This is a genomic window from Rossellomorea vietnamensis, from assembly GCF_025398035.1.
Lineage (GTDB): Bacteria > Bacillota > Bacilli > Bacillales > Bacillaceae_B > Rossellomorea > Rossellomorea vietnamensis_B.
The window spans coordinates 4,320,785-4,334,390 of record NZ_CP104558.1; the positions used below are offsets into that span (position 1 = coordinate 4,320,785).

Annotated in this window: 15 protein-coding genes; 13 read left to right on the forward strand and 2 right to left on the reverse strand. The window is 46.0% G+C overall.

Features of this window, described 5'->3' with window-relative positions; all coding sequences use genetic code 11:
- Position 1: 1 nt before the first annotated feature.
- From N5C46_RS22125 to N5C46_RS22140, 4 genes are read left to right on the forward strand one after another with little or no spacing between them, the layout of a single operon-like run.
- Positions 2-376: a GntR family transcriptional regulator gene (locus tag N5C46_RS22125; RefSeq protein ID WP_261750264.1), complete on the forward strand. Its 375-nt coding sequence runs from the start codon at positions 2-4 to the stop codon at positions 374-376.
- Positions 377-378: 2 nt separating this feature from the next.
- The gene (locus tag N5C46_RS22130) at positions 379-1,089 is read left to right on the forward strand and encodes an ABC transporter ATP-binding protein (RefSeq protein WP_261750265.1); all 711 of its coding nucleotides are present in this window, start codon (positions 379-381) and stop codon (positions 1,087-1,089) included.
- Complete coding sequence (locus tag N5C46_RS22135) at positions 1,089-2,015, forward strand: ABC transporter ATP-binding protein (protein WP_261752404.1); 927 nt, start codon at positions 1,089-1,091, stop codon at positions 2,013-2,015. The genes N5C46_RS22130 and N5C46_RS22135 overlap by 1 nt, the downstream gene beginning before the upstream one ends.
- Positions 2,008-2,958: an ABC transporter permease gene (locus N5C46_RS22140; RefSeq protein ID WP_261750266.1), complete on the forward strand. Its 951-nt coding sequence runs from the start codon at positions 2,008-2,010 to the stop codon at positions 2,956-2,958. The genes N5C46_RS22135 and N5C46_RS22140 overlap by 8 nt, the downstream gene beginning before the upstream one ends.
- A 47-nt stretch (positions 2,959-3,005) precedes the next feature.
- Here N5C46_RS22140 and N5C46_RS22145 read toward each other — a convergent pair whose 3' ends face one another.
- Together N5C46_RS22145 and N5C46_RS22150 are read right to left on the reverse strand one after the other, a co-directional pair.
- The gene (locus N5C46_RS22145; RefSeq protein ID WP_261750267.1) at positions 3,006-3,725 is read right to left on the reverse strand and encodes a protein-glutamine gamma-glutamyltransferase; all 720 of its coding nucleotides are present in this window, start codon (positions 3,723-3,725) and stop codon (positions 3,006-3,008) included.
- Between the two features lie 113 nt (positions 3,726-3,838).
- Positions 3,839-5,113, reverse strand: coding sequence for a replication-associated recombination protein A (locus N5C46_RS22150; RefSeq protein WP_261750268.1), 1,275 nt, complete (start codon positions 5,111-5,113; stop codon positions 3,839-3,841).
- Between the two features lie 204 nt (positions 5,114-5,317).
- Between N5C46_RS22150 and cymR the strand changes: the two genes are divergently transcribed.
- The 9 genes from cymR (at position 5,318) to N5C46_RS22195 (ending at position 13,580) form a co-directional block, all read left to right on the forward strand.
- Entirely contained in the window at positions 5,318-5,737 is a 420-nt protein-coding gene (gene cymR / locus N5C46_RS22155) for a cysteine metabolism transcriptional regulator CymR (RefSeq protein WP_034757332.1), read from the forward strand.
- 13 nt (positions 5,738-5,750) lie between these two features.
- Positions 5,751-6,893: a cysteine desulfurase family protein gene (locus N5C46_RS22160; RefSeq protein WP_261750269.1), complete on the forward strand. Its 1,143-nt coding sequence runs from the start codon at positions 5,751-5,753 to the stop codon at positions 6,891-6,893.
- A 50-nt stretch (positions 6,894-6,943) separates the two neighbouring features.
- A complete protein-coding gene (gene mnmA, locus N5C46_RS22165) occupies positions 6,944-8,059 on the forward strand; it encodes a tRNA 2-thiouridine(34) synthase MnmA (RefSeq protein WP_061811167.1) in 1,116 nt (371 codons plus the stop codon).
- A 154-nt stretch (positions 8,060-8,213) separates the two neighbouring features.
- A complete protein-coding gene (locus N5C46_RS22170) occupies positions 8,214-8,885 on the forward strand; it encodes a tetratricopeptide repeat protein (RefSeq protein WP_261750270.1) in 672 nt (223 codons plus the stop codon).
- A 17-nt stretch (positions 8,886-8,902) separates the two neighbouring features.
- On the forward strand, positions 8,903-11,299 hold the full coding sequence (locus tag N5C46_RS22175; protein WP_261750271.1) for an SF1B family DNA helicase RecD2: 2,397 nt from the start codon (positions 8,903-8,905) through the stop codon (positions 11,297-11,299).
- A 134-nt stretch (positions 11,300-11,433) separates the two neighbouring features.
- A complete protein-coding gene (locus N5C46_RS22180; protein WP_261750272.1) occupies positions 11,434-12,030 on the forward strand; it encodes a biotin transporter BioY in 597 nt (198 codons plus the stop codon).
- Positions 12,031-12,045: 15 nt separating this feature from the next.
- A complete protein-coding gene (gene bioB / locus N5C46_RS22185; protein WP_261750273.1) occupies positions 12,046-13,053 on the forward strand; it encodes a biotin synthase BioB in 1,008 nt (335 codons plus the stop codon).
- A 194-nt stretch (positions 13,054-13,247) separates the two neighbouring features.
- Entirely contained in the window at positions 13,248-13,433 is a 186-nt protein-coding gene (locus tag N5C46_RS22190; protein WP_034757353.1) for a hypothetical protein, read from the forward strand.
- Between the two features lie 6 nt (positions 13,434-13,439).
- Positions 13,440-13,580 carry a YrzQ family protein gene (locus N5C46_RS22195; RefSeq protein WP_094075150.1) on the forward strand — a complete coding sequence of 47 codons (141 nt, stop codon included), beginning with the start codon at positions 13,440-13,442 and terminating at the stop codon, positions 13,578-13,580.
- The last annotated feature ends 26 nt before the right edge of the window (positions 13,581-13,606 follow it).

The window sequence follows — 13,606 nt, forward strand, 5'->3', positions numbered from 1 at the left end:
CATGACCGAAGAATATAAAGCCTCAAAGCCCATATATCTGCAAATAGCCGATCGCATCATACGTGAAATCGTGAGGAAGGAATTGACCCCTGGTGACAAGCTGCCTTCCGTCCGGGAAATGGCCGTTCATTCAGGAGTGAATCCGAATACCATTCAGCGGACATACAGTGAATTAGAAAGGATGGACATTGTGGAGACGAGGAGAGGGCAAGGAACATTTGTGACAGAAAAGGAAGATGTCCTGACCATACTCAATGAAAAGGTCCAGGAGGAAGTGATTGAGTCCTTCATCCGAAACATGAAAGAATTGGGACTCACAAAAGAACAAATGATCCAGGGTGTTGAAAACTATTTGAGTCGAAGAGAGGGGGAATAGAGATGGTTGTGACATTTGATGGTGTCACCAAGAAATATGGAAAGGAAACAGCATTGAACGATACCTCCTTTCAATTTCAAAAGGGGAAGATATATGGTCTGCTTGGTCCAAACGGCAGCGGGAAATCAACTACATTGAAGATGATTGCAGGGCTTGTGCTTCCGAATAAAGGGACCGTCACAATGAACGGAAAGCCGGTCACACGGAAAATGGCTAGTGAAGTCGCCTATTTGACGGAACTTGATATGTTTTATGAAGCATTCACCGTTGAAGGGATGATCCGGTTCTACGCCTCTCAATTCCCTGATTTCGATACAGGGAGGGCGAATGAACTGGTGGCATTCATGGAGCTCGATGGCAGGAAGAAGATCAAGCACCTATCGAAGGGGAACCGGGGCAGGCTGAAGCTCGTCCTGGCCCTTTCACGAAATACCGAGGTTCTGCTTCTGGATGAACCTTTTTCGGGATTGGATCCCATGGTGAGGGACACGATCGTGAAAGGCCTCCTCTCCTATATTGATTTCGGACATCAGACCGTGATTATAGCCACCCATGAAATCGATGAGATTGAAGCGATCCTGGATGAAGCCTATATCATCTCGGATGGAGAAATAAAAGGCCATTGCCAGGTGGAAGAGCTGAGAGAATCAGAAGGATTATCTGTCCTGCAGTGGTTAAAGAAGACAACAAAATCAGAAGGGAAGATGAAATGATGAAGACGGTTGTGCAATTACAAAGTGTTTCCAAAGTCATCAAAGGAAAGACCATCATTGATAATTTAACGTTCGATGTGTACGAAGGGGAAGTATTCGGTTTCCTTGGACCGAATGGGGCAGGGAAAACGACGACGATCCGTATGATCGTGGGATTGATGAATATCTCAAAAGGAGATGTCCTCATTTCAGGAAAAAGCATCAAGAAAGACTTTGAAGGTGCCATAAAGGATGTGGGTGCGATCGTCGAAAACCCTGAGCTCTATAAGTTCATGTCCGGTTATCAGAACTTAAAGCACTTTGCCCGCATGCAAAAAGGGATCACCGATGATCGGATGAAGGAAGTCATCGAACTGGTCGGCTTAACAGATCGCATCCATGATAAGGTGAAGACTTACTCCCTTGGAATGAGACAACGTCTGGGACTTGCTCAATGCCTGCTTCATAAACCGAAACTTCTCATTCTCGATGAGCCGACAAATGGCCTTGATCCAGCGGGAATCAGGGAAATCCGTGCGTATATCCGAAAACTTGCACAGGAAGAGGGCATGGCGGTCATCGTATCGAGTCACTTATTATCCGAGATGGAGATGATGTGTGACCGGATCGGGATCATCCAGTCCGGTAAGCTTGTCGATGTACAACAAGTCAGGGACTTTGTAGAAGGATCCGAACAGGTCTATCACTTCGAAATCAACGATGTGGAAAAAATCAAAGCCGTCCTGAACGGTTTCGATCCCGGAATCAAGTTTGAATCCCAGGGATCACAAGTCCAGGTGGCCCTGACAAAAGAACAAGTACCGGATGTCATCCGGGCACTGGTGGAATCGGGTGTCCAAATTTACAGCGTCATGCCTGTCGCCAAAACATTGGAAGACAGGTTCCTGGAAATTACAAATGATAAAGGAGAGGTCATCCATGCTTAGTCTTATTAGAAATGAATGGACCAAAATCTTCAAGCGTGTCGGAACGTTTGTCATGCTTGGACTGCTGATTCTCATTATTGGAGTGACAGGTGCATTCACCAAATATAGTGATTCGAAAGCGAAAGAAATGAATAACTGGAAACAGGAGCTATCAGCACAGGTGGAATCAGAAAAGCAAATGTTGGCTGAAACTCCAAATTTGAATAAATTTATGAAAAAAGACACTGAACGAAGAATCGCGATTAACGAATACCGCATTGAGAACGATATCGAACCAAAGGTCAAAGAAACGGTCTGGACGTTCGTAGAAACGAATGCCAACATCGTTTTGGTCGTCGGATTATTCACCATCATCGTGGCAGCAGGTATCGTCGCAAGTGAATTTAGCTGGGGGACCATCAAGCTATTGCTCATCCGCCCCATTTCACGCACGAAGATCCTTCTTTCTAAATACTTTACAGTCATTTTGTACGGCATGAGTATGTTGTTATTATTATTCGTCGTATCACTCCTTCTTGGGCTTGTATTGTTCGGAGGGACAGATCAGTCCACTCATCTGGCATTTGTCGATGGGAAGGTGGTTGAACAGAATATCGTAGGATACTTGATCAAGACGTACTTATTACAAACCGTCAATATTGTGATGATGGCCACCATGGCCTTTATGATTTCAGCTGTGTTCAGAAGCAGCTCGCTGGCGATCGGGATTTCTTTATTCCTGCTATTCGTCGGGGGCAATGCCACAAGCCTGCTCGCCCTTAAATTCGACTGGGCAAAATACAGTCTGTTCGCCAACACAGACCTGACACAGTACACAGGCTTTACAGCACCACTCGTGGACGGCATGACTATGGGCTTTTCCATCACCATGCTGATCATTTACTTCATCATCTTCCAGCTGCTTGCCTTCCTCGTCTTTAATAAGAGGGATGTGGCGGCATAGCAAAGCAGAACATGAAGAGGGACGGACTTATCATAGTCCGTCCCTCTTTATGTGTACCGATATAAATCAGAAAATTTCAGGCGTGTCACTTGTTCAAGGAGGTAGGCGGACTTCGTTGCATCCTTTTTGCGAAGTGTATTCAGGGCTTCAATCATTTCGTCATGTGTCATGAGTCCCACTCCGTGGCCGAAGTACTGGTCTTCTTTTATAAAGACCGAGTTTTCACCCATCCAGATCGGATCTTCAAAATCGGGATTAAAGAAGTAATACACGTCCCCGGGGATATAATCGAGCCCTTTGTATGTGACCATCGGAAGATCATCATCATAGTTATGGCCCCATACAAGGAGATGTGAGTAGAGTTCATTGAAATAAGAAGGTTTGATCGTATCAAGGATGGACTTATAATAGAGCAGAACAATGCTTGTGACACATTCGAAGCTGTATGCAGAACTGTTTGTGAAGATATCATCAATGGCTTCTGATGGAAGCTTGGATTCCTTCAGCTGATATCCATAAGGGGTCTTGGTCCAAAATGTCGGGTTGAACTTCGAATGTTCGAAGGCTGAAAAAGTGGCGTCACTTTCATTCATTTTTTTCGCATTAGCAATGATTCTTTCTCTAACTTTCAGCTCATATTTGAGCTCTGGAAGATTCCGATACCGATACTCGGTTGGGCTTTCTTTTAATGTACTGAATATGTTTTCTTCAACAGCGGTCAGGTTCGGCAAATCCTTAGGGGTGGATTCATTTTCGATGATGATCAATCCATACACCTCCAGGCCTTTTTACTAATGTATGTTTGAGAGGGGGGATATGGTATTAACACAGAAAAAAATGGAAGGAGAAACAAAACCCTTCCGTCTCTTCTTCCATTAAGCTATTTATTTTGCTTATTTATCTTCTCATACACCCCAGCGATGGCCTGTTCGAATTTCCCTGTGGCTTTCGGGGTGTAGTAGTGAGCCTTCTTCAGTTTATCCGGGAGGTAGGTTTGCGCCACCCATCCCGATTCATAGCTGTGTGGATATTTATACTCCACACCTCTGCCCAATTCCTTGGCTCCTTGGTAGTGTGCATCTTTCAGGTGATCCGGCACCTCGCCGCTCTTGCCTTTCCGGATATCTGCAAGGGCAAGGTCGATGGCGGTGATCGCAGAGTTCGACTTAGGTGAAAGGCAAAGTTCGATGATGGCATTAGCTAACGGGATCCTGGCTTCCGGGAACCCGATCTTCTCTGCTGTTTCCACTGCCGCGAGTGTCCGTGGTCCCGCCTGGGGATTGGCAAGTCCGATATCTTCATAGGCAATGACCAATAGTCTCCGTGCAATGCTCGGCAAGTCTCCTGCTTCCACTAGTCTTCCGAGGTAGTGGAGGGCTGCATTCACATCACTCCCGCGGATCGATTTCTGAAATGCGCTGACAACATCATAGTGAGCGTCGCCATCTTTATCGTGAGAAAAGCTTTTCTTCTGTAGGCACTCTTCTGCTATGGAGACATCAATATGAATGACCCCATCGTCACCAGGGGAAGTGGACAGTACAGCCAACTCCAATGCATTCAATGAACTTCTTACATCTCCGAAACTGCTGCTTGCAAAATGGTCAATCGCTTCGTCGGTTACATCGAGTGAATATCCGCCCAAGCCGCGTTCTTCATCTTCAATGGCACGGGTCAGGGCGATTTTCATTTCTTCTATGGAAAGGGGCTTTAATTCGAAAATCTGGCATCTGCTTCGAATGGCGGGATTGATGGCATGATAGGGGTTGCTTGTTGTAGCCCCTATCAAGGTGATCATCCCGTTCTCTAAATAAGGAAGGAGAAAATCCTGCTTTCCTTTATCCAGTCGGTGGACCTCATCCAATAGGAGGATCACCTTACCTGACATCTTCGCTTCCTCCGCTACGATCTGAATATCTTTTTTATTATTCGTCACGGCATTCAGGGTTTTGAAACGGTACTTTGTACTTCCGGCTATGGCACTTGCGATGGACGTTTTTCCAATGCCGGGAGGGCCGTACAGGATCATGGATGATAGCTGCTTCGCCTTTACCATCCGGTCGATGATTTTTCCTTCTCCGACTAAATGCTGCTGCCCGATGATTTCCTCGATGGTCCTTGGTCTCATCTTAAAGGCAAGTGGTTTTATCGACATGAAACATCTCTCCAAACTGACGTTCTAGTACCCTTCACTTTATCACAGGAAGTGCCATTAAGGAAATATTGTGGATGCACAATGAGAATGAAACCGCCCCTTTCACAGTGAGGGCGCGAATATGCTATAATAACAAAAGTCAATAAGAAGAAAAACGTCCCGTCTCAACATGTGACGTTATTAAATATAATAGAGGTGCTGGACATGAAGATTTCAACTAAAGGCCGTTACGGTTTAACCATTATGATAGAACTTGCAAAACGACATGGTGAAGGACCGACTTCACTGAAAACCATCGCACAGCAGCATGAGCTGTCTGAACATTATCTTGAGCAGCTTGTCGCTCCACTGCGGAACGGCGGTCTGGTCAGAAGTATCAGGGGTGCGTACGGTGGTTATGTATTGGGCCATGAGCCATCTGACATTACAGCGGGGGATATTATCCGGATCCTTGAAGGTCCGATCAGTCCCGTGGAAGGAATCGAGGACGAGGAACCGGCAAAGCGTGAACTGTGGATCAGGATCAGGGATGCCGTTAAAGAAGTACTCGACAATACAACAATTGAAGATTTGGCCAGCCACTCTGATGACGGTGAATCAGATGCGTATATGTTCTATATCTAGGAGGTAACAATCAATGGAAAGAGTGTATCTGGATCATGCTGCAACGTCGCCCATGCATCCTGAAGTGATTGATGAAATGACAGCCGTGATGAAGGAGGACTTTGGCAATCCCTCGAGCATTCATTCATTTGGACGTGCATCTCGTCATCTTGTGGATCATGCAAGGACCATCATTGCAGATAGCATCCATGCCGATTACAATGAAATCATTTTCACCAGTGGTGGAACTGAGGCGGATAATTTAGCGATCATCGGAACGGCCGAAGCCAATAAGGAAAAGGGTAATCACATCATTACGACACAGACCGAGCATCATGCCGTATTGCATGCATGTGAATTCCTGGAATCAAAAGGCTTTGAGGTCACGTACCTGCCTGTGGACCGATCAGGAAGGATAGCGCTTCAGGATCTTGAAAAGGAGCTGCGTGATGATACCATTCTCGTCACGATCATGTTCGGGAATAATGAAGTGGGGACCCTGCAGCCGATTAAAGAAATCGGTGAATTATTACAGGATCACCAGGCCTATTTTCATACGGATGCTGTACAGGCCTTCGGATTGACCAGCATCGATGTCCGGGATCTGGGGGTCGATCTGCTTTCGGTTTCAGGACATAAGATCAACGGTCCCAAGGGAATTGGATTTCTTTATTCCCACAAAGGGGTGGATCTTCAGCCGGGATCATACGGCGGGGAACAGGAACGCAAGCGCCGTGCGGGAACAGAGAATGTCCCTGCCATCGTGGGTCTGGGGAGAGCAGTGGAGATTGCACGGCATTCTCTTGAAGAGAAGCATGCGTCGCTCTCCGGTCTCAAGAATCTGCTTAGACAGACGTTGGCTGATAAGGGGACCCAATTCGAAGAGAACGGATCCCTTGAGCACGGATTACCCCATGTGCTAAACTTAAGCTTTCCCGGCACGGATGTAGAATCCATGCTGATGAATCTGGATATGTCAGGTATCGCCGTTTCAAGCGGTTCCGCTTGTACGGCTGGATCGATAGAACCATCACATGTACTCGTGGCGATGTATGGGAAACAGTCCGATCAATCAAGGAACTCCATCCGTTTCAGCTTCGGCCTTGGAAATACGGAGGAACAGATTGAGAGAGTGGCCCATGAAGTCGCAAACATCGTGAAGAGATTAACAACATAAGAGGGTCGTCTTACATGAGGCGATCGAACGGAAACAAGGAGGTGGCGTTAGTGAAAAAAGAACCAAAGGATACGAGAGTGGTCGTTGGGATGTCCGGTGGAGTGGACTCTTCTGTAGCTGCATTATTATTGAAAGAGCAAGGCTATGAAGTCATCGGGATTTTCATGAAGAACTGGGACGATACCGATGAAAATGGAGTATGTACGGCAACCGAAGACTACAACGACGTGATTCGGGTATGTAACCAAATTGGGATTCCTTACTACGCTGTGAATTTTGAGAAACAATACTGGGATAAAGTCTTTACGTACTTCCTGGATGAATATAAAGCCGGCAGGACCCCGAATCCGGATGTGATGTGCAATAAGGAAATCAAGTTCAAGGCATTCCTTGATCATGCATTGAAGTTAGGTGCAGACTATCTGGCCACGGGTCACTATGCACAGGTCGAGTACCGTGATGGCGAATACAAAATGCTGCGCGGGGTCGATAACAATAAGGATCAAACATACTTCCTCAATCAGCTCGGGCAGGAACAGCTTGAAAAAGTGATGTTTCCCCTGGGCGGCATCGATAAGAAGAAGGTACGTGAAATTGCCAGGGAAGCGGGCCTTGCCACTGCAACCAAGAAAGACAGTACGGGAATCTGCTTCATCGGTGAACGTAACTTCAAGGATTTCTTGAGTAACTATCTTCCGGCGCAGCCTGGAAAGATGGAGACCCTGGATGGAAAAGTGATGGGGAAACATGATGGATTGATGTACTATACCATCGGTCAGCGTCACGGCCTTGGCATCGGTGGAGCAGGTGAGCCGTGGTTTGCCATCGGGAAGGACCTGGAAAGGAATGTCCTTTACGTAGGTCAAAGCTTTGAGCACCCTGCCCTTTATTCCGATTCCATCCTTGCGACGGATGTTCACTGGACATCGAATGAAGAGAAATCGTCTGAGTTCGCATGCACGGCAAAATTCCGTTATCGTCAGGATGATAATAAGGTCACAGTCATTCCATTGGAAGATGGCAAGGTGAAAGTCATCTTTGATGAACCTATTCGCGCGGTGACGCCGGGACAGGCAGTCGTTTTCTACAACGGGGATGAGTGCCTTGGTGGAGGAACGATCGATACCATCTTTAAAGATGAGAAAAAACTGACATACGTCGGATAAAGAAAAAGGACTGGGAAAAGGAGAAGGGAATCTCTTTTCTCTCAGTCCTTTTTTCATCATGGAAGGGTTCCATTTCAGGAGTTCCCTTATGTTATACTAGTAACGATAAAAGGAAGTACATACATAAATAATAGACCATATAGAGGTGTTTACATTGGATAAGAATTTAAAAGGCATTGAGTTATTACAAGAAGGAAAAGTAGAAGAGGCGGTAAAACTCTTCACAGAAGCCATCGAAGAAAATCCGAAGGAACCGGTCGGATATATCAATTTCGGAAATGTATTGATGTCGGTTGGTGACAATGAAAAAGCGAAGAAGTTTTTTGAACGGGCGATTTCCGTCGATGAAAACGCAGGAGCAGCTTATTACTCTCTTGGAAATCTGTTCTTCAATGAGAATAAATTTGACGAAGCAAAAGATCAATTTGAAAAGGCCATCTCCAAAGGAATGGAGAATAGCGACGTATTCTTCATGCTTGGGATGAGTCTGTTCCAGTTAGATCAGCCAAGATTTGCACTACCGTACTTTCAGCGAAGCGTTGAATTGAATGAAGAAGACATCGAAGCCCTATTCCAATTAGGATTGTGTCTTGCGAAAGTGGAAGCATATGAAGAAGCGATCACTCAATTATCCCAAGTGGTTGAAGCGGATCCGGAGCATGCAGATGCCTATTACAATCTGGGGGTTGCGTATGCCGGGCATAAGGATGATGCGGATACGGCACTCATGTATTTCAACAAAGCCATTGAGGTTCAACCTGATCATATGCTGGCGGGTTATGGAATCAAGATGATCGAAAAGCTTAAAAATGAACAAAGTGAATAGTTAGGGGGTTCACTGCCTTGAGCCAGCAAGACTCTTTAAAGCTGTTTGGTGAGGAAGAAATATATATAAAAGGAAGGCATCTTGTCACGATTTTTCATAATGAGGAGAACCTTTATTCGGTTGTCAGAATCCGTGTGGATGAAACAAATGATTCTTATGAGGATAAAGAAGCGGTCGTAACCGGGAATTTCCCTAAGATACATGAAGATGAGACCTATATATTTTATGGGAGATTCCAAGAGCATCCAAGATTCGGCATGCAGTTTCATGCCAAACATTTCAAGAAAGAAATCCCCCAAACCACACAGGGTGTCGTCCATTATTTATCAAGTGATCTCTTCAAAGGAATCGGGAAAAAAACAGCTGAAAAGATCGTTGAGCATATCGGGGAAAATGCGATCAGTAAAATACTCGAAAATCCAAGCCTTCTAGATGAAATTCCAAAGCTTCCAAAGGAAAAGGCGAAGAGTATCTATGATACGTTATCCGAGCATCAGGGACTCGAGCGGGTTATGATCATGTTGAATGAGCTAGGATTCGGTCCCCAGATTTCCATGAAGGTCTATCAGGCTTACAAAGAGCAGGCACTTGAAATCATTCAAAAGAATCCTTATAAGCTTGTGGAGGATATTGAAGGGATCGGGTTTACCCGTGCAGATGAATTGGGGTCCAAAATTGGTTTGACGGGCAGTCACCCGGACCGGATCAAAGCCGGCTGCTTATATACCCTGGAACAAACATGTGTCAAGCAGGGTCACGTGTATCTTGAAGCGGAGGAACTCATTGTAACGGTGAAAGAGCTCCTTGAGAAAAGTCAGCCGGAAAGAATCGAATACACGGACATTTCCACTCAATTGGTTTCCTTGGAGGAAGAAAGCAAAGTCATCGGTGAAGGGACGAAGGTATATCTTCCTTCCCTCTATTTCTCTGAAAAGGGGATTGTGACCAATATCGAAAAGATATTGTCCCAGACACAGTATAAAGATCAATTCCCTCAGTCTGAATTCCTTCTGTCACTGGGTGCCCTGGAGGACAGGCTAGGGGTGCAGTATGCGCCTTCTCAAAAGGAAGCCATCGAGACGGCATTGATGTCTCCCATGCTCCTGTTGACGGGGGGACCGGGTACGGGGAAGACCACTGTCATTCAGGGGATCGTGGAACTGTTCGCGGACCTTCACGGGTGTTCTTTGGATCCCAAGGATTACAAAGATGAACCGTTCCCCGTATTGCTCACGGCCCCTACAGGACGTGCAGCTAAGCGGATGACAGAATCCACGGGGCTGCCGGCCATGACGATCCACCGACTTCTCGGATGGAATGGTCAGGAAGGATTTCAGAGCGATGAAGAACGGGCCATCGAGGGCAAGCTGTTGATTGTGGACGAAGTGTCCATGGTCGACACCTGGCTGGCCCATCAATTGCTGAAGGCTCTGCCTGATGATATTCAAGTGATATTTGTCGGGGATGAAGATCAATTGCCGTCCGTCGGTCCGGGTCAGGTGTTGAAGGACTTACTGAATTCGGAAAGCGTGCCGACTGTCAGGTTGACGGATATATACAGGCAGGAAGAGGGTTCCTCGATCATTGAACTTGCTCACTATATGAAAAGGGGACAGGTTCCCGCCGATTTGACCAAACAGCAAAAAGATCGTTCGTTCTTTCCCTGCAGGACGAATCAGATTTCCGAGGTCGTTCAGAAAGTGGTGGAAAATGCCAAGAAGAAGGGCTATTCACCTAAAGATATCCAGGTGCTTGCCCCTATGTACAGGGGTCCTGCAGGAATCGACCGCTTGAATGAACTTCTACAGGAAATCTTTAATCGTAATGATGGGACCCGCAAAGAAATCGCCTTCGGTGACGTCAAATACCGGATCGGGGATAAGGTCCTTCAGCTGGTCAATCAGCCTGAAAACAATGTTTTCAACGGGGATATCGGTGAAATCGTTTCGATCTTCTATGCAAAGGAAAATACGGAGAAACAGGATATGATCATCGTTTCGTATGAAGGAAATGAGGTCACATATACACGGCAGGACCTCATGCAAATCACCCATGCGTATTGCTGCTCGATCCATAAATCCCAGGGAAGCGAGTTTCCCATTGTCATTTTACCCGTCGTGAAGAGCTATTACCGGATGTTACGGAGAAATCTCCTATACACGGCCATCACAAGGAGCAAGCAGTTCCTCATTCTCTGCGGGGAGCTGGACGCTTTCAAGCTTGGAGTGGAAAGGGAAGATGATTTTCTCAGGAAAACGACCTTGAGTGAGAAGCTGAGGGTCATACTGGATCATGAGGGTCGTGGGGAAGAGGATTCATCAGAGGGGGACGTACCCATTGAAGAAGTCCTGCTGAATGAAGACCCGATGATTGGAATGGAAGGGATCAGCCCTTACGATTTCATGAAAGCATAAAGTTGATGAATGACGATTTCATTCATCAACTTTTTTTAAGTTTATTGTCAACTTAAATTAAATTTAAGTTGACATATATTTAATGAAAGCGATATCCTTATCTTGTAGAAAAAATGACAGATGGGGGAAGACAGATGAACAGAAAATTAAGGACAATCGATCTTACACTGGCAGGGATGTTTGTGGCACTTATGGCGATCGGTGCCAACATCACCACATTCGTACCGTTTATGGTGGTGGGCGGTGTGCCCATTACGTTACAGACGTTTTTCGCCATTTTAGCAGGGGCGATCCTTGGAAGCAGGATCGGGGCTATTTCCATGACTGTGTACGCATTGGTCGGTCTCGTGGGGGTCCCTGTATTTGCACGATTTGGAGCAGGATTGTCTTCAATTGTGAGCCCGACTTTCGGATTTATCGTTTCGTTTATTTTCACAGCTTATATCACAGGTAAAATCGTGGAAAAACATAAAGGAATCAAGGTATATATCTTCGCCGCACTGGTCGGGATGGTGGTCAATTACGTAGTCGGAACAAACTGGATGTACGCTGCATACAAGTTCTGGGCACAAGCTCCGGAAGGATTCACCTATAAGCTCGCATGGGCATGGATGGTCGTCCCATTGCCTAAAGACATCATTTTAGCCGTCTGTGCAGGTGTCATGGCTCACCGTTTAGAGAAATCGGTTCTGTCAAAAAGTACATTCAGAAATTTGAAGCGTGCAGCTTAATGGGGAGGTTGTCAGATGAAAACGTGGAAAACACTTGCGGATGAGGTCATCGAGGGAAGGGAACTGACGAATGAAGAAGCGTTAGGCATCCTGCAAAGTCCGGATGATGAGCTTCTGGAGTTATTGCACGGCGCGTACGTGATCCGGAAACATTATTATGGAAATAAGGTCAAATTAAATATGATCATCAATACAAAATCGGGACTGTGTCCTGAGAATTGTGGGTACTGTTCCCAGTCGAGCGTTTCTGATGCACCGATCGAGAAGTACCGCATGGTGGATAAAGAAACCATCATGAAGGGAGCCGAAAATGCTCATCAACTGAATGTCGGCACCTACTGCATCGTCGCAAGTGGCCGCGGTCCGAGTAATCGGGAAGTGGATCATGTTGTATCGGCGGTAAAAGAAATCAAGGAACAGTATAACTTGAAAGTATGCGCGTGTCTCGGATTATTAAAGGGTGACCAGGCGAAAAGGTTAAAGGAAGCAGGGGTGGACCGGTACAACCATAACATCAATACATCCGTTAACCATCATGAAAACATCACCACTTCCCATACATATGAAGACAGGGTGAATACCGTAGAGCAGGCAAAAGCAGAAGGTATTTCCCCTTGCTCCGGAATCATCGTCGGCATGAAAGAAACGCTGCAGGATGTGGTGGATATGGCACATAGCCTGAAGGTCCTCGACGCCGACTCGATACCGGTCAATTTCCTTCATGCCATCGACGGGACCCCTCTTGAAGGAACGGATGAACTGAACCCGAGATATTGCTTAAAGGTCCTTTGCTTGGTGCGCTTCATCAATCCGACGAAAGAGATCAGGATATCCGGTGGGCGTGAAGTGAACCTGCGAAGCCTTCAGCCATTGGGCCTTTATCCGGCAAACTCTATCTTTGTCGGGGATTACCTGACGACAGCCGGACAGGACGGGACAGCGGACCATAAAATGCTTGAAGATCTCGGATTTGAAATCGATTATGTGAAAGAAGAAATCGGGCAGTCCGTCACCACTCCATAAAAATTCAATGGATGCTATGGAAAAGGTTACTCCTTATGAATTCATGAAAATATCCCACACTATATAAGAACGTTGATATTGCATCAATGTTCGGGCGTCAGAACTCATTAAACAAGTATAAAACATGCACTGATTGGACATGATGGTAGGGAATAATCACCATTATCCGGTGAAGCCCTGAGGTGAACATACCGATGAAGTGTCCAAATTGTCAGAGCAAAGATATCGGAAAGATCGGCATCAACCAATATTATTGTTGGGGATGTTATATTGAACTTTCCTTGTCTAAGGGAGTCATTCATACTCACCAAGTGGAAGAGGATGGATCACTCAGCTCCTTAGATGACTTGTTTGATGAGGAAGAACGCCGACTAAGCTAGGAAGAGGTGTCTTTCTTGAATAAAACATTTGCATCCATCGTTGGTTTTGGAGCAGGAGTCGCGGCTTCCATCTATTCTCAGAGATCCAATATGATGAGTCAGAGACAAATGAAACGAATCCGTAAACAAGTAAAGAAACTTTTTTAACAGCTGAAAGAGACTGGCTCATTGTG